Genomic DNA, 23,722 nt, shown 5'->3' with positions numbered 1-23,722 from the left:
TTACCTGACCTGGGTCAGACAGTGGTGTCCTCGTCCTCGTCGACCAGCCCGGACTCCTCGGCGGCCCGACGGGCGGCGTCGCGGATCTCGAACATCTCCGTGGCCAGGCCGCCGATCGCCGAGGCCACGTCGCGCACGGCCCCGGTGAGGATCGTCGCCACCTGACCGACGGCGCCTGCCGTCGCCTCGACGGCGTCCTGCACGGCGTCCTTGCGGATCTCGGACTTCGAGAGGTGCTCGTCCATCCCCCCATCGTGGCGCGACGAAACCCGCCCTGGCTAGCGCCGGGGCGGGTGACGTCGGTGACTACGACGGGCGTACGACGGGCCGTACGACCACGGCGGACGGCGACAGGGTCAGGCCGCGACGGTCTCCCGGTCCGTGGTGACTGCGTCGTCGGTGCTCGTGGCCTCCGGCGCGTCCTTCTTCTTCCGGTCGGGCAGCGCCATCCGGCAGATCTTCGACGCGACGCTGAACAGCTGCTTGCCGAGCGGCCCGGTGTTGTAGGGCAGGCCGTAGCGCTCGCAGATCTCCCGGACCTCGACGGCGATCTCCGGGTAGCGGCGAGCCGGCAGGTCCGGGAAGAGGTGGTGCTCGATCTGGTGCGACAGGTTGCCGGTCAGCAGGTGGAACAGCGAGCCGCCGGTGATGTTGGCGGACCCGAGCAGCTGGCGGTAGTACCAGTGGCCGCGGCTCTCGTCCTCGCACTCCTCCTGGCTGAACGTGGCGACGCCGGTCGGGAAGTGGCCGCAGAAGATGATGTTGAAGGCCCAGATGTTGCGGACCAGGTTCGCGGTCGCGTTGCCGACCAGGGTGGGCACGAACAGGGGGCCGGTGAGCGCCGGGAACAGGACGTAGTCCTTGAGCGCCTGGCGCTTGACCTTGCGCATGATCCCGGCGTGCAGCGCCTTGTTCTCCTCGATCTTGCGCTTGCCGGCGACGATGTTCTCGACCTCGAGGTCGTGCAGGGCGACGCCCCACTCGAAGAACGTCATCAGCAGCAGCGCGTAGACCGGGTTGCCCAGGTAGTACGGGTGCCAGGGCTGGTCCTCGTCCATCCGGAGGATGCCGTAGCCGATGTCACGGTCCTTGCCGAGGATGTTCGTGAACGTGTGGTGGATGTAGTTGTGGGAGTTCTTCCACTGCTCGCTGGGGCAGACGTTGTCCCACTCGTACATGCGGGAGTTCAGGCCGGGGTCGCCCATCCAGTCGTACTGGCCGTGCATGACGTTGTGGCCGATCTCCATGTTGTCGAGGATCTTGGAGACGCTCAGCGAGGCCACCGCCAGCGGCCAGGCCGGGGGCAGGTAGAACAGCGCGCGGCCGACGGTCTCGAAGCCGCGCTGGGCCTTGACGACGCTGCGGATGTAGTCGGCGTCCTTCTCGCCCAGGTCGTCGAGGATGCGGCGCCGGATGGCGTCCATCTCCTCGCCGAAGGTGTCGAGCTGCTCGGGGGTCAGGGTCGGGATGTCGGTGCTCATGTCCGGTGTCCTCTCGGTCGTGAGGGGTCGGGCGGGGCGGGTGGTCAGGTGGTTCAGAGGTCCACGGTGCAGTCGCCCTCGGGGGCGTTGACGCAGATGCGGATCTCCTCGTCGGGCAGGGTCGAGGTGTCGCCGGAGACCACGTCGCGGGTGACGCCGTCGGTCTTGCGCGACACGCAGGAGAAGCAGATGCCCATGCGGCAGCCGTACTCCGGCGTGAGGCCGAGGGCCTCGGCCTGCTCGAGCAGCGACGCGCCGGTGTTGGGGGCCGTCCTCCCGCTGCGCGCGAAGGTGACCTCGCCGCCGGCGTCGCCGCCCGTCGTGCGCGGGGGCTTGAAGTACTCGACGTGCAGGTTCTCGGAGTCGCCGTACGCGTCGCGGACGCCCTCGATGAGCGGCGCCGGGCCGCAGGCCCAGGTCGGCACGTCGCGGTAGCCGGGGACGAGCCTCTCGAGCCACGCCGGCGACAGGTTGGGGTCGCCGAGCTCGGGGTGGAGCAGGTGAAGGTCGACGCCGTACCCGGTGCGCGCCACGTCGCGCAGCTCCCCGGCGTAGATCTGGTGCTCCGGCGACTGGGCGTAGTGGATGAACGTGACACGACCGCGGTGCGTGCGGTTCTGCAGCGAGCGCAGCATCGACATGACGGGCGTGATGCCGGAGCCTCCGGAGATCAGCACGATGTGCTCGGGCACCGAGTCGGGCAGGACGAAGTCGCCCTGCGCCTGGCTGAGGTGGACGACGGTGCCGGGCTGCGCCTCCTCGACGAGGTACCGGGACACGCCACGGCCCTCCGGGGCGTCCGGGTTGGCGCGCATCGTCAGCGTGAAGCGGTCGCCGGGCCGCGAGTCGAGGCTCGAGATCGTGAACACGCGCGTCGTACGGCGTCCGCCGCCCTCGCCGTCGATGTCCACGCCGACCTGGACGTGCTGGCCGGCGCGGTGGCCCCGCCAGGTGGAGGTCGGCTGGAGGGTCAGCGTCGCGACGCGCGGGTGGCCCTCGACGTCGACCTCCACGGTCTTCTCGACGATGCGGGCGCGGACCTCGTGGGCGGCCCACATCGGGTTGACGAGCTCGAGGTACCGGTCGACCCCGTGCGGCGAGGTCAGCGCGGCGAGCGTCTTGGACCTCAGGACGGTGGTGGCCAGGCTCATGATCGGGTCTCCCCCTGACGTCGATACGATTCAGTGAACGTCTGTACTCTCAGTCTGACGAGCGGCTGTGCTCACGTCAACGGCCTGCCGCGGTGTCTGTGGCCACATCCGTGTGACCGCGTGCACACCTTTGTGCACAGGTGTGTAGTGAGGTGGTCCTCGTCACTGCCAGGCTCCTAGACTGGAGGGATGGCCACAGCGCTCGGGGAGGGTTCGCTGAGCCGTGTCGAGCGCAAGGAACGCACCCGCCGCGCGATCCTCGACACGGCTCTCGACCTGTCCGCCGACACCAGCCTGGTCGCCGTCTCGCTGCGGCAGGTGGCGAAGGAGGTCGGCATCGTGCCGACCGCCTTCTACCGTCACTTCGCCTCCATCGAGGCGCTCGGTCTCGAGCTGGTGGACGAGTCCTTCGTGTCCCTACGGGCCGTGCTCCGCGACGTCCGTCGTCCGGACCCCTCGCTCAAGCAGCTCATCGACGGCTCGGTCGACGTCCTCGCCGAGCACGTCGAGGCACGGCGGGCACACTTCGGGTTCATCGCCCGCGAGCGGGTCGCGGGACCCCCTGCGGTGCGCGAGGCCGTGCGCCACCAGATCGAGCTCGTCGAGCGTGAGCTGGCCACCGACATCGCCCGCATCCCCGGCACCGAGGCCTGGGCCAGCGACGACCTGCGCGTGCTGTCACGGCTCATGGTGACGTCGATGGTCGCCACCGCCGAGGCCCTCATCCTGGCCGCCCGGCCAGAGATGACCCAGGACATCAAGGACCAGGCACGGACCCAGCTGCGGATGGTCCTGGTCGGCGCCCTGAACTGGAAGTCGCAGGGCTGACGGCCCGCACCCCACCCGCACCCCCCGGTGGTCGAGCGGTCGTAGTCGCGGCTACCGCGGGGTCGGCGAGATGGTCAGGTCGGTGATGGTGGCGTCCTCGGACAGGTCGAGCACCGACACCACCTGGGCCGCGACGGTCTCGGGGCGGATCCAGTCCGAGGCGTCGTAGTCCTCCCCCTCGGCGGCGCGGAGGCGCTCCTGCATCGGTGTCGCCACGCGTCCGGGGAAGACGCTCGTCACCCGGACCCCGTGCGCGGTCTCCTCCTCGCGCAGCGCGTCGGCGAAGCCACGCAACCCGAACTTGGAGGCGTTGTACGCGGACTGCTCGGCGCGGGCCCACAGACCCGACCGGGAGTTCAGGAAGACGTGGGTCCCCCGTCGTCGGCGCACGGCGCCGACGACCAGCCGCGTGAGGAGCATGGGCGCGAGCAGGTTCACGGTGACCGACTCCGTCAGGCTCGCGGCGTCCGCGTGGTCCATGGCCGCCAGCCCGATCACCCCGGCCGAGTGGACGACGCCGTCGAGCGCGTCCGGGACGTCGAGCCCCGTCAGGGAGGACGGGTCGGCGAGGTCGGCGACCAGCGTCCGCGCCCCGTCGTACGACGCCGCGAGCTGCTCGGCCCGCTCCGCCGACCGGGCGAGCAGCCAGAGCTCCTCGCCACGGTCGTGCAGGGCGCGGGCGACCAGCTCACCGATGCCGGATCCCGCACCGGTGAGCAGGTAGGCGCCCATCAGGCGGTGAAGACGATCTTGCCGAAGATGTCGCCCCCGGCCATCGCCGCGAACCCCTCGCGGGCGTCGGTGAGCGGCACGGTCCGGTCGATCAGCGGCCGGGCGCCCGTGGCGTCGAGCATCTGCACCAGGGAGGCCAGCTCGGCCCGGGTGCCCATCGTGGAGCCGATGACCGACAGCTGCAGGAAGAAGATGCGGGTCAGCTCGGCGTCGTCCACCTTCGGGCCGGAGGTGGTGCCCGAGATGACGATCTTCCCGCCGGGGCGCAGCGACCGGATCGAGTGCGACCAGGTGGCCCTGCCGACGGTCTCCATGACGGCGTCGACCTTGCCCGGGAGCCGCTCGTTGGACTCGTAGACCTCGTGGGCGCCGAGCTCGAGGGCGCGCGAGCGCTTGTGCTCGTCACGGCTGGTGGCCAGCACCTTGAGCCCGCCTGCGCGGGCGAGCGTGATCAGCGCGGTCGCCACGCCGCCGCCGGCGCCCTGCACCAGCACGGTGTCCCCGGCCTTGAGGTTCCCCTGGCCGAAGAGCATCCGGTACGCCGTCAGCCACGCCGTCGGCAGGCACGCGGCCTCCTCGAACGACAGCGACGCGGGCTTCGGGACGACGTTCGACCGCGGCACGGCCACCCGCTCGGCGAAGGTGCCCTGGTAGCGCTCCGAGAGCAGCGACCGCCGCGGGTCGAGGGTCTCGTCGCCGGTCCAGGCCGGGTCGGAGATCACCGCGTGGACGACGACCTCGTTGCCGTCCTCGTCGTACCCCGCGGCGTCGCAGCCGAGGATCATCGGCAGCGCCTCCTGCTTGAGGCCCACACCGCGCAGGCTGAACAGGTCGTGGTGGTTCAGCGAGGCGGCCTTGACGGTGATCGTGGTCCACCCGTCGGGGACCTCGGGCTCGGGCCGCTCCCCCGTGGACAGGGCGGAGACGGGGTCGTCGGAGGAGAAGGACTCGGCGTAGACGGCGAACATGGCGGTGACGTTACCGACCTCAGCGCCGGGCGAGACCCGCCGTCCGGGCAGCGTCCGCCACCGCGGCCGCGACCGCGGGCGCGACCCGCGGGTCGAACGGCGACGGGATCACGTGGTCCGCCGCCAGATCGTCGCCCACCAGACCGGCGATCGCCATGGCCGCGGCGAGCTTCATGGACTCGTCGACACCGGTGGCGAGCACGTCGAGGGCCCCGCGGAAGATCCCGGGGAACGCCAAGACGTTGTTGATCTGGTTGGGGAAGTCCGAACGACCGGTGGCCACGACCCGGGCGTGCCGGTGCGCCACGTCCGGGTGGACCTCCGGGGTCGGGTTCGCGAGCGCGAACACCAGTGCCTCGGGTGCCATCCGGGCGATGGCCGACTCGGGCACCGCTCCGCCCGAGACGCCGATGAACACGTCGGCGCCCTCGAGGACGTCGTCGAGGCTCCCCTCGCGGCCCGTGCGGTCCGCCGTGATCGCGGCGAGCTCCGTCTTGACGGGCGTCATCCCTTCACGGCCCGTGCGCAGCACGCCGCGGCGGTCGGTGACCGCGAGGTCCGTGACCCCTGCGGCGAGCAGGATCTTGGCGCAGGCCACGCCGGCGGCGCCCGCCCCGGCGATCACGACCCGGGTGCTCGCGGCGTCCCGGCCGGTCAGGCGCAGCGCGTTGACCAGTGCCGCGAGGACGACGACCGCCGTCCCGTGCTGGTCGTCGTGGAAGACGGGGACGTCGAGGCGCGCGGCCAGGCGCTGCTCGATCTCGAAGCAGCGCGGCGCGGAGATGTCCTCGAGGTTGACGCCCCCGAAGCTGGGCGCCATCCGTGCGACGGTCTCGACGATCTCGTCGACGTCGGTGGTGTCCAGGCAGATCGGGACGGCGTCGACGCCGCCGAACTCCTTGAACAGCACGGCCTTGCCCTCCATGACGGGCATCGCGGCGGCCGGGCCGATGTCGCCCAGGCCGAGCACGGCGGTGCCGTCGGTGACGACGGCGACCGTGTTCGGCACCCAGGTGTAGCTGCGGCTGAGCGCCGGGTCGGCCGCGATCGCCTCGCAGACGAGGGCGACGCCCGGGGTGTAGGCCAGCGACAGGTCGGCGGCGTCGCGCAGCGGGGAGGTCGAGACCGTCTCCATCTTGCCGCCGTGGTGCAGGTCGAAGACCGGGTCGCCGGCGTACGGGTGGTCGGCGGGCCTGGGCGTCGGCGCGCGGTGGTCGGCGTCGATCGGGCTGGGAGTCATCGCAGTCGGCTCTCTGTCATGAGGCGTGCGCCACGGCGGGGGTGTGCCGATCGTCGGGCGCGGGTCGTGCGGGGGTCTCCCTGGCCGGTCAGTCTGGCACGCGCCCCGGCCGCGGCCACACCCTCATCAGTGCGACCCCCGTCACGTCCCGCTCCGGCACCGGGCCCCGGTGGCGGGAGTCGACCCCCACCGCCGGGTCGTCCGAGAGCAGCCACCAGCCGGCCCCGCCCGTGCGGGTACGACGGGCCTCCGCGGCCCGCTTGACCGCCAGGGTCCCGTCGGCGAAGCGGGCCACGACGACCGCGCCGGGCCGCACGCGGGCGCCGTACCGGACCAGCAGGAGGTCGCCGGGACGCAGCGCCGGGCGCATCGAGTCGCCGCGGACGCGCGCCAGGCCGAAGGGCGACAGGACGCGGGGCGATGAGGGGGGTGCCACGGGGGTACTGTCGCCGATGGACAGCCCGTCATCCCGAACCACCACGTGAGGAGCACCGTATGTTCGCTCGCCTGCTCGCCCCGACCGTCGAGGTCTCGGCCCACTGCGACCTGCCCTGCGGCGTGTACGACCCCGCCCAGGCCCGCATCGAGGCCGAGTCCATCAAGGGGATCATCGGCAAGGTCGCCGACAACGACGACCCCGACTTCCGCACCCGCGCCATCCTGATCAAGGAGCAGCGTGCGGAGCTGGTCAAGCACCACCTGTGGGTGCTGTGGACCGACTACTTCAAGCCCCCGCACTTCGAGAAGTACCCGCAGCTGCACCAGCTCGTGAACGAGGCCACCAAGCTCGCGGGCGCCACCGGCGCCAAGGGCTCGCTCGACGGTGACGTCGCCGACCAGCTGCTCGCCAAGATCGACGAGATCGCCGAGATCTTCTGGGAGACCAAGAAGGCCTGACGGCCCGGGTCACCACCCGCGTCACGCACGACGCCGTCCGCCCGCCGCTCGTCGGTGGGCCGGGCGGCGTTCGTCGTCCGCGGGGTCGCGTTTCCCAGGGGCCTCAGCAGCCTCGGGTTTCGCCAGCCGACCCGCGAAACCGGGGGTCGGCCGGCCTTGCGCAGTTCTTGCGTTTTCCCGCGCGACGTGCAGGAACCCTCCTACCCTCGAAGCATCTCGGGCAGGCATCCCCAGCCGCTCGTCCGTAGGAGCCCTCATGCGCAAGACCGCGTACTCGCGCGCCCTGACCACGCTCGTCGGCGCCGCCGCCCTCGCCGTCGCCGCCACGCCGGGGACGCCGGCGGTGTCCGCGACACCCGCCCAGGCGCCCGCCCACGCAGGACCGGCGGCGTCGACGGCCGGGACCACGCAGGCCGACGACCCCTACCGGGAGCCGTTCCGCTTCCTGTCCGCCCCCGACCTCTTCAACGCCGACATCGGCGACGTCACGGGCTCGGCGTTCTACCGCGGCGGCGCCCCCAACTCGTGGTCCCCGCGCTGGGCCGAGACGACGCAGAACCTGTTCGGGCAGCTCGCGGACTTCGACGCGAACACCTACCTCGTGGCCGGCGACATGGTGAACGGCCGCTGGCACTACGACAAGGGCGACACCGGCACGTTCGGTCCCGGCCGCACGATGGCCGAGCGGATCGCGCGGGTACGCCGGGCCGGGGAGACCTACTACCCGCAGTGGCTGCAGTTCTGGGAGGACGCCGGCATCCCGTCCTGGCGCGTCCGCACCGCCGTGGGCGACCACGAGATGGGCGACAACCCCTGGAAGGCGCGGGACACCCAGCTGGCGGCGTACGACACCTACAAGGACCTCTTCGCCGAGCACTTCACCCAGCGCCCCAACGGCACGCCGCGCTACCCGATGCGTCCCGTCGGCACCGCTCAGGAGGGCTCGGCGTACGCGAAGTACCTCGACGGCGGACGGGTGCTCCTGGTGACCGTCGACTGGTTCGACAAGATCAGCGACGACACGATCGACGTCACGGTCTCCGGCGGTCAGCTGGCCTGGTTCGACAAGGTGCTCGCCGACGCCCCCGAGGAGACGACGATCATCGTCCAGGGGCACTTCCCGATCCTCGAGCCCGTGCGTCGGCGCGGCGGGGGCGGACCCACCACCGCGTACGGCGAGAGCTCGCCGATCTGGCAGTCCATGGTCCGCCACGGCGCCGACCTGTACCTGGCCGGCGAGGTGCACGACTTCACGGCGGTCAAGCGGGGCCCCGGGCCGGTGCAGATCACCCACGGCGGGTACGCCGGCAACGGTCGCACCGACTTCATCGTCGGCGACGTGCTCTCCGACGGATCGATCCAGGTCGACGCCCGCACCATCGACGTCGTCGCCCGCTCGAGGGCGCGGCTGTGGCAGACCGGCGGCCAGATTCGCGAGCGGGTCTCCCTGGCCCCGACCTCCCGCAGCGTCGGCAGCCTCGTGGTGTCGCAGGACGGGACCATCCTGCAGCGCACCGGGTGCCTCGACGTCTACACCGGGCCGTACGCGCAGAAGCAGGACTGCACGCGCTGATCCCCCGGACCGAGGGCGGGCGAGGGCTAGTCTGAGCCGCATGACGCACACCGGGGTCCCCACGTCGGGGACGACGCTGACGGGCGACGCCCGACCCGCCGTCGAGCTCCGGCTGCCCGCCGAGAGCGCCTTCGTCTCGGTGCTGCGGACCGCCACGGCGGGGCTGGCCGCGCGGCTCGACTTCCCGATCGACGACATCGAGGACCTGCGCATCGCGGTGAGCGAGGCCTGCGCCCTGCTCCTCGAGTCCGCCCGGCCCGGTGCCGACCTCCACTGCGCCTTCGACCTCGCCCCCGGGCTCATGCGGGTGGCGATCTCGCTCGACGGCGCGGGCGAGGCGTACGACGCAGCCGACACCGTCGCGCCGGACCGCGACGGCTTCGCCTGGCAGGTCCTCAGCACGCTGGCGTCGAGCGCGGACAGCTGGGTGGAGGACGGCCGGGTCACCGTGGCGCTGACCATCGAGTCCTCCGCGTCGCTGTGACGTCCGCCGGCGAGCCGGACACGGCGGTCGAGGAGCGCGCCCTGGACCCCGAGGCACCCCCGGAGACGCCACCGGAGGCACCCCCGGAGGGACCCGCGACGGGCGGCCCCTCCCCCGCGATGGTCGAGGTACGACGACGCAGCGCCGAGCTCTTCGCCGAGATCGCCGACGAGACCGCCACCGACCTCGAGCGCCAGGTCTCACGGGAGGCGCTCGTCGAGCTGCACCTGCCGCTGGTGGAGCACTGCGCACGCCGGTTCCGCAACCGCGGCGAGCCGTTCGAGGACCTGGTGCAGGTCGGCACGATCGGGCTCATCAAGTCGGTCGACCGCTTCGACACCGACCGCGGCGTCGAGTTCTCGACGTACGCGACGCCCACGATCATCGGCGAGATCAAGCGCTACTTCCGCGACAAGGGCTGGGCCGTGCGGGTGCCCCGGCGCCTCCAGGAGCTGCGGATGCAGATCAGCTCCGCCACCGCCGAGCTCACCCAGACCCACGGCCGCTCCCCCACCGCCTCCGAGCTCGCGACCCACATCGGCTGCAGCGTCGAGGAGGTCATCGAGGGCATGGAGTCGGCGAACGCCTACGCCACCCTGTCCCTCGACGCCTCGGACTCCTCCGAGGACGGCGGCGCCGCCACCATGCTCGACAGCCTCGGGGTCGAGGACGCCGGGATCGAGCACGTCGAGGTCCGCGAGTCCCTCAAGCCCCTGCTCGACCAGCTCGCACCGCGGGAGAAGAAGATCCTGCTGCTGCGGTTCTTCAAGAACATGACGCAGACCCAGATCGCCGCCGAGATCGGTGTCTCGCAGATGCACGTGTCACGGCTGCTGAGCCGCACCCTCGACCAGCTGCGGACCTCCCTGCAGGACCCGGAGTAGCGCTGACCAGCGCTGACTAGCGAGGGCCGCTGTCCTCGGGCGTCGCGTCCTCCAGCAGGAACCGCAGCGACGCCGGGTGCAGCATGCCCGCGAGGACGACGAGCGAGACGACGACCAGCAGGCCCAGCACGAGCGGGCTCTCGACGTCCCGGATCGACCACGCGATGCCCAGCTGGATCAGCTGCGCCAGCAGGATCGGGCCGCGCGTCCACCCCACGCCGCGCGTGACCAGCCGGGCGCAGACGAGCAGCAGGACGCCGTACAGACCGAAGAAGAGCGTCGTCGTGAGGCCGAGGAGCAGGCGGCCGCCGTCGGTCGAGAACAGCTCGGCCGCCGCCAGCCCGAGCATCACCAGGGCCTCGACGGCCACCAGCGAGGCCGCCGTCACCAGCGGGGCGGGGGCCGCCTGACGTCCGTGTCCGTCCACCCCGTTACCCTACGAACACACCCACGCCGGAGCCGCGCCACGCGGCCGTCGGCGGTCTGTGACGGACGTGACTACCCAGGGAATCCCCCAGAGGGTTGTCTGCGCTGGCAGATACTGGGACGCTTGTCGCTGCGCTCGAGCACGTGAGCCATGGGGACACTCCAGTGCCGTGCCGAGGGATCTGACTTCTCAGGCCACCGCCTGTTTGCTCTACGACGTGAAAGTGGGACCGCCCAGCCATGGATTGGCGCAACCGTTCTGCCTGCCTCGACGAGGACCCCGAGCTGTTCTTCCCGATCGGGAACACCGGCCCGGCCATCCTCCAGATCGAGGAGGCCAAGCAGGTGTGCCGTCGTTGCGAGGTGCGCGAGCAGTGCCTGGCCTGGGCCCTCGAGGCCGGCCAGGACCACGGCGTGTGGGGCGGTCTGTCCGAGGACGAGCGCCGCGCCCTGAAGCGTCGCAACGCCCGCGCCCGCATCCGGACGGCCTGACCCGGTCGCGACGGACCGGCTGACGGACTGACGGACTGACGGACTAGGACCCGAGGGGCACCGCGAGGACGATCCTCGTACCCCGCCCGCCGGGCCCCGGCCCGAAGCCCAGGGAGCCGCCGAGCTCGGTGGTGACGAGGGTCCGGACGATCGTGAGGCCCAGCGACCCCGACGTCGCCGGGTCGAAGTCGACGGGCAGGCCCTGCCCGTCGTCGGCCACGGCCACCTCCAGCTGCTCCGCGCCGTGTCGTACCCGGACCGTGACCCGGCCTGCCGCCTGGTCGACGTAGGCGTGCTCCACCGCGTTCTGCAGCAGCTCGGTGAGCACCATCGCCAGCGTCGTCGCCGTCTCCGACGGCAGCGTCCCGAACCCCCCGTCACGTCGGACGTCGACCCGGTCGCCCGCGGCGGCGACGTCGAGCACCATGCGGGCCAGCCGGTCGGCGACGTCGTCGAACTCGACGGCCTCGGTCGCGGCCTGGCTGAGGGTCTCGTGGACGATCGCGATCGACCCGACCCGGCGGACGGCCTCCTCCAGCGGCTCGCGCGCCTCGGGGTCCCGGGCCCGGCGGGCCTGCAGGCGCAGCAGCGCGGCCACGGTCTGCAGGTTGTTCTTCACCCGGTGGTGGATCTCGCGGATCGTCGCGTCCTTGCTGACCAGCTCGCGGTCGCGGCGACGCAGCTCGGTGACGTCGCGGACCAGCACGAGCGCGCCGATGTGCTGCCCCGCCGGCCGCAGGCTCATCGAGCGGACGATCAGCGAGACGGACTCCGTGCCGACCTCCGTGCCGGAGTCGGCGCGCCCCGCGAGGACCGCCGACAGGATCTCCTCGTCGGGCCGGCGCCGCGCCGGCACCAGCTCCCGGGTCACCTCGGCGAGCGACAGCCCCGTCAGGTCGCCCGACAGCCCGAGTCGCCGGTAGACCGACAGGGCGTTCGGGCTGGCGTACTCCACCCGGCCCGCGGCGTCGACGCGCAGGAAGCCGTCGCCGACCCGCGGGGAGTCGGCGTGGTCGCCGCGGGAGGTCGCCGGCGGGAACTCCCCCGCCGCGATCATCTGGGTGAGGTCGCCGGCGGTGCGCAGGTAGGCCAGCTCAAGCCGGCTGGGGGTGCGGACGCCGAGCAGGTTGGTGTCACGGGTGACCACGCCGATGACCGACGCCCCGTCACGGACCGGGATCGCCTCGACCCGCACCGGGACCTCCGCCCGCCACTCGGGGTCGGCGTCCCGCACCAGCCGGCCCTCGGCGTACGCCGTGTCCAGCATCGCGTGGCCACCGGCGGGGACGAACGTGCCGACCACGTCCTCGACGTACGCCGTCGGGCCGGTGGTGGGACGCATCTGCCCGCCCGCCCAGAAGCCCGCCCGACTGCGGTCCGGGAGCCACAGGACGAGGTCGGCGAAGGACAGGTCGGCGAGGATCTGCCAGTCCGCCAGCAGCCGGTGCAGACGGTCCAGCGCGGCCTCGTCGAGGTCGGTGTGCAGACGCACCAGGTCGGTCAGCACGGGCACCGCCCCACCCTAGAGCGACCCCCGCGACGGCTGGCAGGATGCCGAGCATGGTCTCGGGCTACTGGCAGCAGGTCGTCGACGGGGGCCTGCAGGTGCCCACGGACCGTGACCTCGGCGAGCTGACCGCCGAGCTCACGACGATGCTCGGGTCGACGGATCCCGACGAGCGCGACGGCACGGCGTACCCGGCGCTGGCGACCTGGATCGGGCGCGGCGTGTACGACGACCTGCTCCCCGGGCTCGGCGACGGGATGGCCCGCGGCCTGACCACCGGCCTCGGCCAGTCCGGCACCGACACCGTGTTCCGCCGCAGCTTCTCCGCGCTCGCGCTGGCCGAGTGCATCGCCCGCGACAACGCCCACCGGCTCGTGCCCGGCGCCAAGGTCCTGGAGTGGGCCGACCGGCTGGTCAGCTGGTTCCTGCGCGAGGAGGACGTCCGCGGCTACGTCCCCCAGCGCGGCTGGGCGCACGCCGTCGCCCACGGCGCCGACGCGATCGGCGTCCTGGCGTCGTCCTCGCACCTCGGCACCCCGGAGCTGACGGTCCTGCTCGACGTGCTCGTCGACCGCCTCACCGCCCCCGCGTCGGGGCTGCTGCTGGCCGGCGAGCCGGACCGCATGGCCGAGGCGACGATGGCGGTCCTGCGCCGCAACCAGGTGCCGCTGTCGGTGCTCGAGCCGTGGGTGCGCCGCATCGCGTCGGTCGCCGCGGCGGCGTACGGCGCCGACGGAGACCGCGGGTACGACGCCCAGGCGTTCCTGCGCGCCCTGCACCTGCAGGTGCAGCTCTCCCCCCGGCCGCCGGCAGGCCGCCACGACCTGCTGCTGGTCCTCGTCGACGCCCTGCGGGCCGCCAACCCGCAGACCCTGGCCGCGTCCCGCTGAGGTCCCCCGGGAGGCGTCCCAGGCGGCGGCCCGGGCTCGTGCCGTCCGGGGCTACCGGCCGGTAGCGTGCCCGCATGACCGATCCCCAGGACCAGACCCAGGACCAGATCCAGGGCCACGCGGGCGAGCTCGCCGTCGCCGTCGCCCGCGCCCACGGCGTGACCACGCAGTTCACCCTCTCCGGGGCCCACGTCTTCCCGATGTACGACGGGGCGGTCAAGGCGGACCCGCCGATGCGGCTGCTGGACGTCCGCCACGAGCAGACGGCCGCGTTCGCCGCGGAGGCGACCGGCAAGCTCACCCGGACCCCGGGCCTCGCCGTCCTCACCGCCGGGCCCGGCGTCACCAACGGCGTCAGCGCCATCGCCCAGGCCAGCTTCGCCGGCTCGCCGATGGTCGTCGTCGGCGGTCGCGCGCCGCAGAACCGCTGGGGCTCCGGGAGCCTCCAGGAGCTCGACCAGCCCCCGATCCTCGCGTCGGTCTCCAAGCTCGCCCGGACGCTCCCCACCGCCGACACCGTGCTCGGCGGCTTCGACGAGGCGTTCACCGCCGCCGGGGCCTCCCACCGCGGGCCCGTGTTCGTCGACGTCCCCATGGACGAGTTCTTCAACTCCGCCGACGGGGCTGCGCCCGTGCCACCGGGGCGCGCCCCCCTCGAGCCGGACGCCGACGCCGTCGCCCACGTCGGACAGCTGCTCGCGGAGGCCTCCCGCCCGGTGATGGTCATCGGTACCGACGTGTGGGCCGACGGCGCCGAGGAGGCGGCCCTGCGCCTGGTCGAGCAGCTCGGCCTGCCCGCCATCACCAACGGCATGGGTCGCGGCATCGTGCCCGGCGGCCACCCGATGCTGGTCACCAAGGCCCGCAGCAAGGCGCTCGGCGGCGCCGACCTCGTCGTGGTCGTCGGCACCCCGCTCGACTTCCGGCTCGGCTACGGCGTGTTCGGCGGCAAGGACGGCGCCACGCCCGCCCGCGTCGTCCACCTCGCCGACAGCCCCGACCAGGTCGCCGGGCACGCCGAGCTCGCCGCGTCGGCCTCGGGGGACCTCACCACGGTGCTGGACGGCGTCCAGGCCGCGGTCGAGCGCGCCCCGCGCAAGCCCGACTGGTCGACGTGGGTCTCCGGCCTGCAGGACGCCGTCGCGGCCGCCGTCGAGCGGGACCGCGAGCTGCTCACCGCCGAGGCCGACCCGGTCCACCCCGCCCGCATCTACGGCGAGCTCGTCCCCCGCCTCGCCGAGGACTCGGTCGTCATCGGCGACGGCGGCGACTTCGTGTCGTTCGCCGGCAAGTACGTCGAGCCCAAGCGCCCCGGCGGCTGGCTCGACCCCGGGCCGTACGGCTGCCTCGGCGCCGGCCTCGGTGCCGCCATCGCGGCGCGCATCGCCCGTCCGTCGGCGCAGGTGGTGCTGCTGCTCGGCGACGGCGCCGCCGGCTTCTCGCTGATGGACGTCGACACGCTCGTCCGGCACGACCTGCCGGTGGTCATGGTGATGGGCAACAACTCGGCGTGGGCGCTGGAGAAGGGCCCCATGCAGATGCTCTACGGCTACGACGTCGTCGCCGACCTGGCCCAGCGGACGCCGTACCACCGGGTCGTGGAGGCCCTCGGCGGCGCCGGCGAGGAGGTCACCGACCCCCGCCAGATCGGTCCGGCCCTGGACCGGGCGTTCGCCGCGAACGTGCCGTACCTGGTCAACGTCATCACCGACGTCGACGCGGCGTACCCCCGCAGCACCTTCGGGATCTGAGCGTGGGCCGGATCGTGGGACCTGTGCTGGCAGCGACGACCCGGGAACCGGTCGCGCGCCCCATCCGTCACAGGGGCATGAAGACCACGACGGGTTCCCTCGCCGCTCTCGCCCTGCTCGGCGTCCTCGCCGGGTGCGGCTCGACCGACTCCGGGGCCGACTCCGGCTCCGGCGCAGACTCCGCTCCGGACTCCGGGTCGGACGACACCTCGGCCGGCGACGCCGCCTCGGCCCCGGCCGCGGACGAGCTGTGCCCGGCGGAGCTGCCGGACGACGGCGACGGCGGCTTCGGCGTGACCGACCCCGCCACCGAGGCGCCGGACCTGGCGCCGGTCGACCGGGCGTGGGTGTGCCAGTACGAGTCGAGGAACGGCTGGCAGCTCGTCGGCGAGCCCGTGGAGGTGCCGCAGGACGACCTGGCAGGGATCGAGGAGAGCCTCACCGGGCTCGAGCCGAGCGACCCCGACCAGATGTGCACCGAGGAGCTCGGCCCACGCTGGCTGCTGGTCACCGCGGACGAGCAGGGCGACCTGACGGGCGTGTCCGTCGACGGGTTCGGCTGCCGCAGCGTGCGGCTGACCGACTCCCCCGACTCCACCGTGCCCGGTCGCGCGAGCGGCGGCGGCCTGGTCGAGGGCACCCTCTCCGCCCCCGGCGACCTCGCGCAGGAGCTCTCGACGATCCACGGCGGCTGACCTCTCCCACCCGATCTCGTGGCTCGGTCGCCGACCGGCGGGCCGCACCAGCTCGACCACCCGGGACCACCGCTGGTCGAGCAGCCGACGAGCGACCTCCCACCGGATCTCGTGGCTCGGTCGCTGCGCGACACTCGCACCTCGATCTCCGGACCGACCGGAGGTCGAGGTGCTCCGAGCCCTGGCGAGGAGCCACGAGACCCGGCGAACCACCGAACGATCCCTCACCAGACCTCGTGGCTCGGTCGCTGCGCGACGCTCGCACCTCGATCTCCGGACCGACCGGAGGTCGAGGTGCTCCGAGCCCTGGCGAGGAGCCACGAGACCCGGCGAACCACCGAACGATCCCTCACCAGACCTCGTGGCTCGGTCGCGGCGCGACGCTCGCACCTCGATCCCCGGTCCGACCTGAGGAGGAGGTCAGCAGCGCTCCGCCGCGGTCACGTCGCCGTCGTCGGGGAGGCACACGGTCCCGAGGGGGACGACGAGCAGGTCGTCGCCGTCCCGGGCCCACTGGCCGAGCTCGACCCGGCCGGACCCCCCGGACACGGTGTACACGGCCCCGTCCTCGGCCAGCCAGGCGCGCTGGTCGTCGGGGGCCCGCAGCGGGGTGATCGGCCCGTCGGTGGGGGCGACGAGGACACCGTCGGGTCGGTCGTCGCCGTCCTCGTCGTACGCCGCGGCGACCTCGTCGAGGACCAGCGCGGACGGGGCCGTGGTGAAGACACGGAGGCGCTTGCCGAAGATGGTGAAGCCGCTGGGGCGGCCGCCGTCGGGGGTGACGACGACGCGGTCGGAGCGCCCGGAGCGGATGATCCGCGCGGTGGCGGGCAGTCCCCCGATCAGGCGGGCCGACTCCCCCGCCCCGACGAGGTCGTCGGCGACCGGTGCCAGGTCGGGCAGGCCGTCCTGCTCCCCCGGCTCGCAGGGGCGCCGCTCCTCCTCGAGCCGGCTGATGCAGACGTCCTCGTCGAGGCGAGGCACCAGCACGTCGCCCTCGAGCCGCCAGGTGACGACCTGGGCGACGAAGGGGTCCGGGACCCACCAGCTCATCCCGAGGGCCGGGTAGGCGCTCTCGGAGACGGAGGAGCGCAACGTCCCGTCCGCCAACCACCAGTCGGCGGCCCGCTGCTCGACCAGGCCGGTCGCAGGGTCCGTCCCGGCGCGCACGGGCCCGGCCACCAGGGGGGTCCCGTCACCGGCCGCCGGCGCGACCTCGACGAGGACGTCGTCGCGCAGGTCGAGCACCCGCGGGGCCGTCGTGGCCTCGTCGACGTCGACGGTCAGGACCATCTCGTCGGCGCCGTCGAGGTCGAGGTCCGCACCCCGCGGCGAGTACGTGGCGAGGGTCGAGCCCAGCGCGACGACGCCGTACGCCGACCCGCCACCGCTGAGCTCGACGTCGAGACGCGTGCGGCCCTCGAAGTCGGGGTCCGGCTCCCCGCGGAGGCGGACCCGGTCGGCCTCGCCGTCGCCGTCGAGGTCGACGTCGCTCTCGACCCCGCCGATCGGCTCCCAGTCCTGACCGACGTCCGGCGGCACGTCGGGACGGGAGACCGGTGGCGGCTGGGACGCGTCGAGGTCGGCCAGGAGCCGGGGCACGACCACCCCGGCGCCGACGGCGGCCAGGCAGGCCGCGGCGGCCAGCCCCACCCACACGGCGCGGGAGGGGCCGCGCCCGGCCGGGCCCGGGAGCCCGCGGGGGGTGAGGTCGTCGGGTCCGACCTGGCCGGCGCGGGCCTCGAGGGCCGCGGCCAGGCGCTGCTCCAGCTCGTTGCTCATCGGTCTGCCTCCTGCGTCATGACCCGCTCCAGCGCGACGAGGGCGCGGCTGGCGGTGGACTTCACGGTGCCGCGGCTGATGCCCAGCGTCGCGGCGATGTCGGCCTCCGAGAGCCCGGACCAGTAGCGCAGCACCAGCACCTCCCGCTGGCGGCGGCCCAGGCGGGCGAGGCCGTCGAGGACGGCCCGGTGCTCCTCGGCGAGCACGGCGGAGTCCTCCGGGGACGTCGGCGCGACGTCGAGGGGTGGCGCGTAGGCCCGGGCGGTACGACGGCGGCGCAGCGCCGACCGGGAGCCGTTGACCACCGACGTCCGCAGGTAGCCCAGTGCGGCGTGCGGGTCCCGCAGCGGGGTGCGCCGGGCGACCATCCGCGCGAACGCGTCGTGGACGACGTCCTCCGCCGCGGCCACGTCGTCGACGAGCAGCAGCGCGAGGCGCACCAGGGACAGCCGGTGCGTCGCGTACAGCTCCTCCAGCCCCACCGACGGTCCCCCGTCGTCCACGGAGCCGGCACGCACGGCAGTGCTCCGCGCGGCCCCGAGATCTGTCACGTCCGTCCTCACACCTGGTAGACGTCTGACATCGCCCCAGGTTGCCCCACCCCCACCCCGAGATCGCGGAGGTCCCGTGCCCGACACCCCTGCTCCTGCCGTCCCCGCCGAGGCCGAGCTCCGCTTCACCGTCACCGACGACGACACCGCCGCCGCTGTCGGCAGTGGGTCGCTGCCCGTCCTCGGCACACCCCGCCTGCTGGCCTGGATGGAGGCCGCGACCTGTGCCGCCCTCGAGGCCGACCTGCCCGACGGCAGCACGTCGGTCGGGACCCGCGTCAGCCTCGAGCACCGGGCGCCGAGCCCCGTCGGGGCCACCGTGGTGGTGACCGCGCGCCGCTCGGGCGAGGACGCTCCGGGCGGTCGGCGGGCGCGGTTCGCCGTCCATGCCCGCCATCGCGTGGGTGACGACACCGAGGAGGTCGAGGTCGCCACCGGCGAGGTGGTCCGGGCGGTCGTCGAGATTCGACGGTTCCTGCACGAGGACTGAGCGCCACTGCCACACTGGAGACCTCATTCCCTCCCGTGTGACCGCGCTCGTGGGGAGCGCGCCGCCCACGGCCGGACCTCGAGCAGGAGGATCCGATGGCTCCTGCGCGCCGCAGCCGCCTGACGGCGGTCCTCAGCGCCCTCAGCCTGGCGACGCTGACCGCGGTCGGCTCCGTGCTGCTCGCCCAGTCCCCGAGCCAGCCGTCCGAGCAGGCGGCGGCCGACCTGCCGCCCGGCAGCAGCTGGGTCGGCTCGTGGGGTGCCGCGCTGCACGAGGCGGGTGAGGCCGACGAGATCGCCCCCGAGGGCTTCACCGACGTGACCCTGCGCCAGGTGGCGCGGCTGTCGTTGGGCGGCGACGCGCTGCGGCTCCGCCTCTCCAACGTGTACGGCGACCGCCCGCTCGAGATCGGTGCCGTCACCGTCGCCGTCCGCCGAGGCAACCAGGGCCGGCCCCGCGTCGACATCGTGGACCTCCGTCGGGTCACCTTCGACGGCCAGGAGTCGACGAGCATCCCCGTCGGCGAGGTGCTGGCCTCGGACCCGGTCCGGGTGCGGGTCCCCGACCTCGCCGACGTCGTCGTGAGCATGCACCTGCCCGGGCCGACGGGTCCCGCCACGTGGCAGGCGTCGGCGTTCGCGACCTCCTTCGTCGCCGAGGGCGAGCACGTCACCGACCCGGGCGACGCCTTCGAGACCCTCGACGAGTCGCGCTACTTCCTCGCCGGCGTCGACGTCGCCACCGACGACGACGACGGCACGGTGGTGTTCGTCGGCGACTCGATCACGGCGGGCGCGAACTCCAGCGTGGACGCCGACCTGCGCTACCCCGACCAGGTCGCCGCGAGGCTCCTCGGCGGGACGGCCGCCTCCGCCGGGTCAGCCGGGTCGACCGGACCCGTGGGCCGGTGCGGGGTCGTGAACGCGGGCATCGGCGGCAACCGGGTGCTCAGCGGCAGCGGACGCACCGGGGACCCGGTCCTGGACCGCTTCGACCGCGACGTCCTCGCCGTCCCCGGCGTGCGGACGGTGGTCGTGCTCGCGGGCATCAACGACATCGGCGGTGCCGAGGGCGACCTCGAGCCGGAGGAGCTGATCGACGCCTACCGCACCCTCGTCGACCGCGCCAGGGCCGACGGCGTCCGGGTCATCGGGGCGACCCTCACCCCGTTCACGGGCTTCGGCTACGCCACGGAGGCCGGTGAGGCCGACCGGCAGGCCGTGAACGACTGGATCCGCAGCACCGACGAGCTCGACGGCGTCGTCGACACCGACCGCGTCCTGCGCGACCCCGCGGACCCGGCCCGCCTGCGCCCGTCGTACGACTCCGGCGACTCGCTCCACCCCTCCGACGAGGGCTTCGCGGCCGTCGCCGCGGCGGTCGCGCCCGCCCTCGACTGCTGAGCGCCGTCCTCCCCAGGCGGTACCCGGGCCGGGGGTGGTCCCCTGAGCACCTGCTCCCCGCGGCCCCCTCGGACGACGGAAGGTCAGGGGACCACCCGCCGCGAGGGCCCCGTCCTGGGGAGGACGAAGGCCCCGGGACGCACGAGAGCCCCCGGTCGGTGACCGGGGGCTCGTCGGGCGGCGTCGGCCCCGTGGGGCCGCGCTGCGCGCCTCAGGCGTTGGGGCGCTTGCCGTGGTTGGCGGCCTTCTTCTTGCGCGCGCGGCGCTTGCGTCCGGTCTTGCCCATGGTGTCCTCCTCGTGACGGTGGTGGCCTATCGTCCCACGCGGCCTCAGCCGTCGGTGATCTGGACCTGCACCGTGCGGATCTGCATGCGGACGCGCTCGGCGAGACCGGACGGTGCGGCCTCGGAGCACGAGCGGGCGACGACGGCCTTCACCGTGCGCTCGAGGTCGTACTTGCGCAGGCACGGCGCACACTCGTCGAGGTGCAGCTGGACCTGCTGACAGTCGGCCTGGTCGAGCTCGTTGTCGAGGAAGTAGACGATGCGCTCGAGGTACTCCGCACAGCCGTCGCCGGCCTCGGCGCTGCCTGCGGGCCGGTCGGCCTCGGACTGGCTGGTCATCGCGCTCCCCCCTTCCGCACCGCGCGCTCGACGGTCTCGTCGGCCACGAGGGCGTTGGAGCGGACGTGCTCGGTGAGCATGTCGCGCAGCTGCCGGCGTCCCCGGTGCAGGCGCGACATCACGGTGCCGATGGGCGTGTCCATGATCTCGGCGATCTCCTTGTAGGGGAAACCCTCCACGTCGGCCAGGTAGACGGCCAGGCGGAACTCCTCGGGCAGTCGCTGCAGCGCGTCCTTGACCTGCGAGTCGGGCAGGTGCTCGAGAGCCTCGGTCTCCGCGGACTTCAGCCCGGTGGAGCTGTGCGACTCGGCGCGGGCCAGCTGCCAGTCCTCGACGTCCTCGGACATCGACTGCTGCGGCTGACGCTGCTTCTTGCGGTAGGAGTTGATGAAGGTGTTGGTCAGGATGCGGTAGAGCCAGGCCTTCAGGTTCGTGCCGGGGCGGAACTGGTGGAAGGAGCTGTACGCCTTGGCGAACGTCTCCTGCACCAGGTCCTCGGCGTCAGCCGGGTTCCGGGTCATGCGCATGCCCGCCGAGTAGAGCTGGTCGAGGAACGGCAGGGCGTCCCTCTCGAAGCGGGCTGCTCGGTCCTCGGGGGTCTCGGTCGCCACGTCGACGGTGTCGACCTCGTCGGCTGCGGTGTTCGTCATCGACGTCCACCCTAGCCCTCGGGCCTCGGCGCGGGGGCCGGTCGAGACGGGACCGGCGGCGGGCACCGACTCCGTCTGCGTGGTGGTGAGCAGTGCGGGCATGTCGGCTGAACAGCACCCCCGGGCCGGGCATTCCCGCACCGGGGCGGGGTACCGGCCGCGGCTCCGTGGACGCCGGCCCGCGGCTCAGCCGGAGCCGGTGACCTCGCGCACGAGCCACTCGAGGGTGGCCTCGACGAGCAGCGCCGCGACGTCGTCCGGCGCGGGTCCCGAGCGCTTCGGGGTCCGCAGCGAGTGGTCGGCGGCAGGCACGACGACCAGGTGGACGTCGTGCGCCTCGAGGTCGGCGGGGAACTCCTCGGGCGTCCCCATCGGGTCGCGCTCGCCCTGCACGACCAGCGTCGGGACGCCGGCGCCGGTCAGCTCGTCGAGGCGGCTGCGCTCGGGCCGACCCGGCGGGTGGAGCGGGAAGGAGAGCGCGAGACATCCGGCGGCGCCAGCGGACCGGGCGCAGCGGGCGGCCGACCGGGCGCCGGCCGACCGTCCCCCGAGCACCAGGGGGCGCGCGGAGCGCTGCAGCGAGCCCACGGCGACCAGCAGGGCGTCGTCCAGGGTCGGCGGGGCGGTGGCCACCTTCCGCCCGGCAACGCGCCAGGGCTGGGTGAGGCGGGCGACGGTCACGCCCTGGCGCGGCAGGTGGGCGGCGAGGGCCTCGAGGTCGTGGGTGTCGGCGCCGGCGCCCGCGCCGTGGGAGAGGAGCAGCGTCGCGATCGGGGACCGGGCCCGCGCCACCTCGAGGCGGGCAGGACCGTGCGGGGTGTCCAGCTCCCGGGCCGTCATCCGGGCGAGCCCGTCGCCTGCTCGGCCACCTCCGGGTCGACCTCCTCCAGCGGCAGCGGCTCGACGAGGCTCGGGCCGTTGTTGCGGACGTTGCCGACAGCCGTGGAGACCGGGTACGCCGTGAGCGCCCCCGGCGCCGCGGGCACGAGGAGGCCGCGGGCGTCGTCGGAGCGGGTGGGGTCGAGCCAGGCCGCCCAGGACTCCCGGGCCACGGTCATCGGCATCCGGTCGTGGAGGTGGCCGAGCTCGTCGGTGGCGCTGGTGGTGAGGACGGTGCAGGTCCAGCGGAAGCGCTCGGGGTCGTCGTCCGCGCGGTCGGGGTCGCGCCAGATCTCGTACAGCCCCGCCATCGCGAGCACCCCGCCGTCGTGGGGGCGGATGAAGAAGGGCTGCTTGAGCGGCTTGCCGCCCTTCCCCCGCTGCTGGGTGGGGTACCACTCGAAGTATCCGTCGGCGGGCAGCAGGCAGCGGCGCTTCGCGAACGCCTGGCGGAAGGCGGGCTTGTCCGCCACCGTCTCGGTGCGGGCGTTGATCATGCGGCTGCCGATGCCGGGATCCTTGGCCCAGAAGGGCACGAGTCCCCACGTCAGCGAGCGCAGCTGGCGCTGGGGACCGGCGTCCTCGTCGTCCTCGCCCCCCGCGCCCGGCTCCCGGGGCGGCCGCTCGAGGATCGCCGGGACCGGCTTGGTCGGCGCCACGTTCCAGTCCGCCTCGAGGGGGGTCGCCAGCACCTGCTCGACGACCTCGAACTCCTCGGCGAGCGCGTCGGCGTCACGGGTGGAGGCGTAGCGGCCGCACATGGGACGAGCGTACGGCGCCCCGGCGTGACGGATCGTGTAGGAATGCCCCTATGACCGCCATCAGACTGATCGCCCGGCCGATGCTCGCCTCCGTGTTCTTCATCGGCGCGGCGAACGCGCTGCGCAACGCCGAGTCGCTCGGCCCGAAGGCCCAGAACGTGACCGACCGGGTCGTGCCCGCGGCGAAGGCTGCGGTCCCCTCCGCGCCCATCCCCGAGGACCCCACCACCCTGGTCCGCGTCAACGCGGTGGTGCAGATCGCCGCCGCCGCCGCGCTGGCCACCAACCGCTTCCCCCGCCTCAGCTCCTCGGTGCTCGCCGGGTCGCTGACGCTCACCACCATCGCCGGTCACGCCTTCTGGAACGAGACCGACCCGGTCCAGGTCAAGGCCCAGCGCCTCGCCTTCTTCAAGAACGTCTCGACCCTGGGCGGCCTGCTGCTCGCCGGCGTCGACACCGAGGGCAAGCCCGGCGTGGCCTGGCGCGCGCGTCGCGCCGCGAAGGACGTCAAGCGCGAGGCCAAGCACGTCCAGCACGACATGGCCAACGCCGCCAAGCTCGCGGCCGCCAAGGCCAGCTGAGC

The 23,722-nt window shown here is 73.5% G+C and carries 27 protein-coding genes; 12 read left to right on the top strand and 15 right to left on the bottom strand.

What is annotated here, in order from left to right:
- Positions 1-14 precede the first annotated feature (14 nt).
- The 3 genes from Q0858_RS04295 to Q0858_RS04285 all read right to left on the bottom strand — a co-directional run bounded on the left by Q0858_RS04295 (position 15) and on the right by Q0858_RS04285 (position 2,632).
- Positions 15-245, bottom strand: a complete 231-nt coding sequence (locus Q0858_RS04295; protein ID WP_299051432.1) for a hypothetical protein — start codon at positions 243-245, stop codon at positions 15-17.
- A gap of 111 nt (positions 246-356) precedes the next feature.
- The gene (locus Q0858_RS04290) at positions 357-1,481 is read right to left on the bottom strand and encodes an acyl-CoA desaturase (protein WP_299051431.1); all 1,125 of its coding nucleotides are present in this window, start codon (positions 1,479-1,481) and stop codon (positions 357-359) included.
- Positions 1,482-1,534: 53 nt separating this feature from the next.
- On the bottom strand, positions 1,535-2,632 hold the full coding sequence (locus Q0858_RS04285; protein WP_299051429.1) for a ferredoxin reductase: 1,098 nt from the start codon (positions 2,630-2,632) through the stop codon (positions 1,535-1,537).
- Between the two features lie 189 nt (positions 2,633-2,821).
- Here Q0858_RS04285 and Q0858_RS04280 point away from each other — a divergent pair, with 189 nt between their 5' ends.
- A complete protein-coding gene (locus Q0858_RS04280; protein WP_299051427.1) occupies positions 2,822-3,460 on the top strand; it encodes a TetR family transcriptional regulator in 639 nt (212 codons plus the stop codon).
- Between the two features lie 51 nt (positions 3,461-3,511).
- Here Q0858_RS04280 and Q0858_RS04275 read toward each other — a convergent pair whose 3' ends face one another.
- From Q0858_RS04275 to Q0858_RS04260, 4 genes are all read right to left on the bottom strand, one after another.
- Positions 3,512-4,192, bottom strand: a complete 681-nt coding sequence (locus Q0858_RS04275; RefSeq protein ID WP_299051425.1) for an SDR family oxidoreductase — start codon at positions 4,190-4,192, stop codon at positions 3,512-3,514.
- The gene (locus Q0858_RS04270) at positions 4,192-5,160 is read right to left on the bottom strand and encodes a zinc-binding dehydrogenase (RefSeq protein WP_299051424.1); all 969 of its coding nucleotides are present in this window, start codon (positions 5,158-5,160) and stop codon (positions 4,192-4,194) included. The genes Q0858_RS04275 and Q0858_RS04270 overlap by 1 nt, the downstream gene beginning before the upstream one ends.
- Positions 5,161-5,179: 19 nt before the next feature.
- Positions 5,180-6,295 (bottom strand): NADP-dependent malic enzyme, encoded by a 1,116-nt coding sequence (locus tag Q0858_RS04265; protein ID WP_366915991.1) that lies wholly within the window; start codon positions 6,293-6,295, stop codon positions 5,180-5,182.
- A gap of 193 nt (positions 6,296-6,488) precedes the next feature.
- Positions 6,489-6,836 carry a S24 family peptidase gene (locus Q0858_RS04260; protein WP_299051421.1) on the bottom strand — a complete coding sequence of 116 codons (348 nt, stop codon included), beginning with the start codon at positions 6,834-6,836 and terminating at the stop codon, positions 6,489-6,491.
- A gap of 59 nt (positions 6,837-6,895) precedes the next feature.
- Here Q0858_RS04260 and sodN point away from each other — a divergent pair, with 59 nt between their 5' ends.
- The 4 genes from sodN to Q0858_RS04240 all read left to right on the top strand — a co-directional run bounded on the left by sodN (position 6,896) and on the right by Q0858_RS04240 (position 10,238).
- Positions 6,896-7,297 (top strand): superoxide dismutase, Ni, encoded by a 402-nt coding sequence (gene sodN / locus Q0858_RS04255; protein ID WP_299051419.1) that lies wholly within the window; start codon positions 6,896-6,898, stop codon positions 7,295-7,297.
- A gap of 256 nt (positions 7,298-7,553) precedes the next feature.
- Complete coding sequence (locus Q0858_RS04250; protein WP_299051417.1) at positions 7,554-8,870, top strand: hypothetical protein; 1,317 nt, start codon at positions 7,554-7,556, stop codon at positions 8,868-8,870.
- A gap of 40 nt (positions 8,871-8,910) precedes the next feature.
- The gene (locus Q0858_RS04245; protein WP_299051415.1) at positions 8,911-9,354 is read left to right on the top strand and encodes an anti-sigma factor; all 444 of its coding nucleotides are present in this window, start codon (positions 8,911-8,913) and stop codon (positions 9,352-9,354) included.
- Complete coding sequence (locus Q0858_RS04240) at positions 9,351-10,238, top strand: RNA polymerase sigma factor SigF (protein WP_366915983.1); 888 nt, start codon at positions 9,351-9,353, stop codon at positions 10,236-10,238. The genes Q0858_RS04245 and Q0858_RS04240 overlap by 4 nt, the downstream gene beginning before the upstream one ends.
- Positions 10,239-10,254: 16 nt before the next feature.
- Here the strand turns inward: Q0858_RS04240 and Q0858_RS04235 are convergent, their stop codons facing one another.
- Positions 10,255-10,665, bottom strand: coding sequence for a hypothetical protein (locus Q0858_RS04235; protein WP_299051413.1), 411 nt, complete (start codon positions 10,663-10,665; stop codon positions 10,255-10,257).
- 239 nt (positions 10,666-10,904) lie between these two features.
- Here Q0858_RS04235 and Q0858_RS04230 point away from each other — a divergent pair, with 239 nt between their 5' ends.
- Entirely contained in the window at positions 10,905-11,156 is a 252-nt protein-coding gene (locus Q0858_RS04230; protein ID WP_240235884.1) for a WhiB family transcriptional regulator, read from the top strand.
- Positions 11,157-11,199: 43 nt separating this feature from the next.
- Here Q0858_RS04230 and Q0858_RS04225 read toward each other — a convergent pair whose 3' ends face one another.
- Positions 11,200-12,669, bottom strand: coding sequence for a sensor histidine kinase (locus Q0858_RS04225; protein WP_299051409.1), 1,470 nt, complete (start codon positions 12,667-12,669; stop codon positions 11,200-11,202).
- Positions 12,670-12,716: 47 nt separating this feature from the next.
- Between Q0858_RS04225 and Q0858_RS04220 the strand changes: the two genes are divergently transcribed.
- From Q0858_RS04220 to Q0858_RS04210, 3 genes are all read left to right on the top strand, one after another.
- Positions 12,717-13,553 carry a DUF2785 domain-containing protein gene (locus Q0858_RS04220; RefSeq protein ID WP_299051408.1) on the top strand — a complete coding sequence of 279 codons (837 nt, stop codon included), beginning with the start codon at positions 12,717-12,719 and terminating at the stop codon, positions 13,551-13,553.
- Positions 13,554-13,627: 74 nt separating this feature from the next.
- Complete coding sequence (locus tag Q0858_RS04215; protein WP_299051406.1) at positions 13,628-15,304, top strand: acetolactate synthase; 1,677 nt, start codon at positions 13,628-13,630, stop codon at positions 15,302-15,304.
- Positions 15,305-15,381: 77 nt separating this feature from the next.
- A complete protein-coding gene (locus Q0858_RS04210) occupies positions 15,382-15,999 on the top strand; it encodes a hypothetical protein (RefSeq protein WP_299051404.1) in 618 nt (205 codons plus the stop codon).
- A 420-nt stretch (positions 16,000-16,419) separates the two neighbouring features.
- On the opposite strand, the gene Q0858_RS04205 is transcribed toward Q0858_RS04210, so the two are convergent.
- On the bottom strand, positions 16,420-17,781 hold the full coding sequence (locus Q0858_RS04205) for a hypothetical protein (protein WP_299051402.1): 1,362 nt from the start codon (positions 17,779-17,781) through the stop codon (positions 16,420-16,422).
- Entirely contained in the window at positions 17,778-18,299 is a 522-nt protein-coding gene (locus tag Q0858_RS04200; RefSeq protein ID WP_299051400.1) for a SigE family RNA polymerase sigma factor, read from the bottom strand. Before Q0858_RS04200 ends, Q0858_RS04205 begins: the two co-directional genes overlap by 4 nt.
- A gap of 109 nt (positions 18,300-18,408) precedes the next feature.
- Here Q0858_RS04200 and Q0858_RS04195 point away from each other — a divergent pair, with 109 nt between their 5' ends.
- Positions 18,409-18,822: a thioesterase gene (locus Q0858_RS04195; RefSeq protein ID WP_299051398.1), complete on the top strand. Its 414-nt coding sequence runs from the start codon at positions 18,409-18,411 to the stop codon at positions 18,820-18,822.
- 95 nt (positions 18,823-18,917) lie between these two features.
- Positions 18,918-20,225, top strand: coding sequence for an SGNH/GDSL hydrolase family protein (locus Q0858_RS04190; protein WP_299051396.1), 1,308 nt, complete (start codon positions 18,918-18,920; stop codon positions 20,223-20,225).
- Positions 20,226-20,555: 330 nt separating this feature from the next.
- Here the strand turns inward: Q0858_RS04190 and rsrA are convergent, their stop codons facing one another.
- The 4 genes from rsrA to Q0858_RS04170 all read right to left on the bottom strand — a co-directional run bounded on the left by rsrA (position 20,556) and on the right by Q0858_RS04170 (position 23,139).
- On the bottom strand, positions 20,556-20,849 hold the full coding sequence (gene rsrA / locus Q0858_RS04185) for a mycothiol system anti-sigma-R factor (RefSeq protein ID WP_299051395.1): 294 nt from the start codon (positions 20,847-20,849) through the stop codon (positions 20,556-20,558).
- A complete protein-coding gene (locus Q0858_RS04180; RefSeq protein ID WP_299051393.1) occupies positions 20,846-21,499 on the bottom strand; it encodes a sigma-70 family RNA polymerase sigma factor in 654 nt (217 codons plus the stop codon). The genes rsrA and Q0858_RS04180 overlap by 4 nt, the downstream gene beginning before the upstream one ends.
- A 186-nt stretch (positions 21,500-21,685) precedes the next feature.
- The gene (locus tag Q0858_RS04175; RefSeq protein WP_299051391.1) at positions 21,686-22,339 is read right to left on the bottom strand and encodes an alpha/beta family hydrolase; all 654 of its coding nucleotides are present in this window, start codon (positions 22,337-22,339) and stop codon (positions 21,686-21,688) included.
- Positions 22,336-23,139 (bottom strand): SOS response-associated peptidase, encoded by an 804-nt coding sequence (locus Q0858_RS04170; RefSeq protein WP_299051389.1) that lies wholly within the window; start codon positions 23,137-23,139, stop codon positions 22,336-22,338. The genes Q0858_RS04175 and Q0858_RS04170 overlap by 4 nt, the downstream gene beginning before the upstream one ends.
- 50 nt (positions 23,140-23,189) lie before the next feature.
- On the opposite strand from Q0858_RS04170, the gene Q0858_RS04165 reads away from it, so the two are divergent.
- Positions 23,190-23,720 carry a DoxX family membrane protein gene (locus Q0858_RS04165; RefSeq protein WP_299051387.1) on the top strand — a complete coding sequence of 177 codons (531 nt, stop codon included), beginning with the start codon at positions 23,190-23,192 and terminating at the stop codon, positions 23,718-23,720.
- The last annotated feature ends 2 nt before the right edge of the window (positions 23,721-23,722 follow it).

Source organism: uncultured Nocardioides sp. (assembly GCF_947489365.1).
GTDB lineage: Bacteria > Actinomycetota > Actinomycetes > Propionibacteriales > Nocardioidaceae > Nocardioides.
This window is presented reverse-complemented; position numbering and strand designations above follow the sequence as displayed.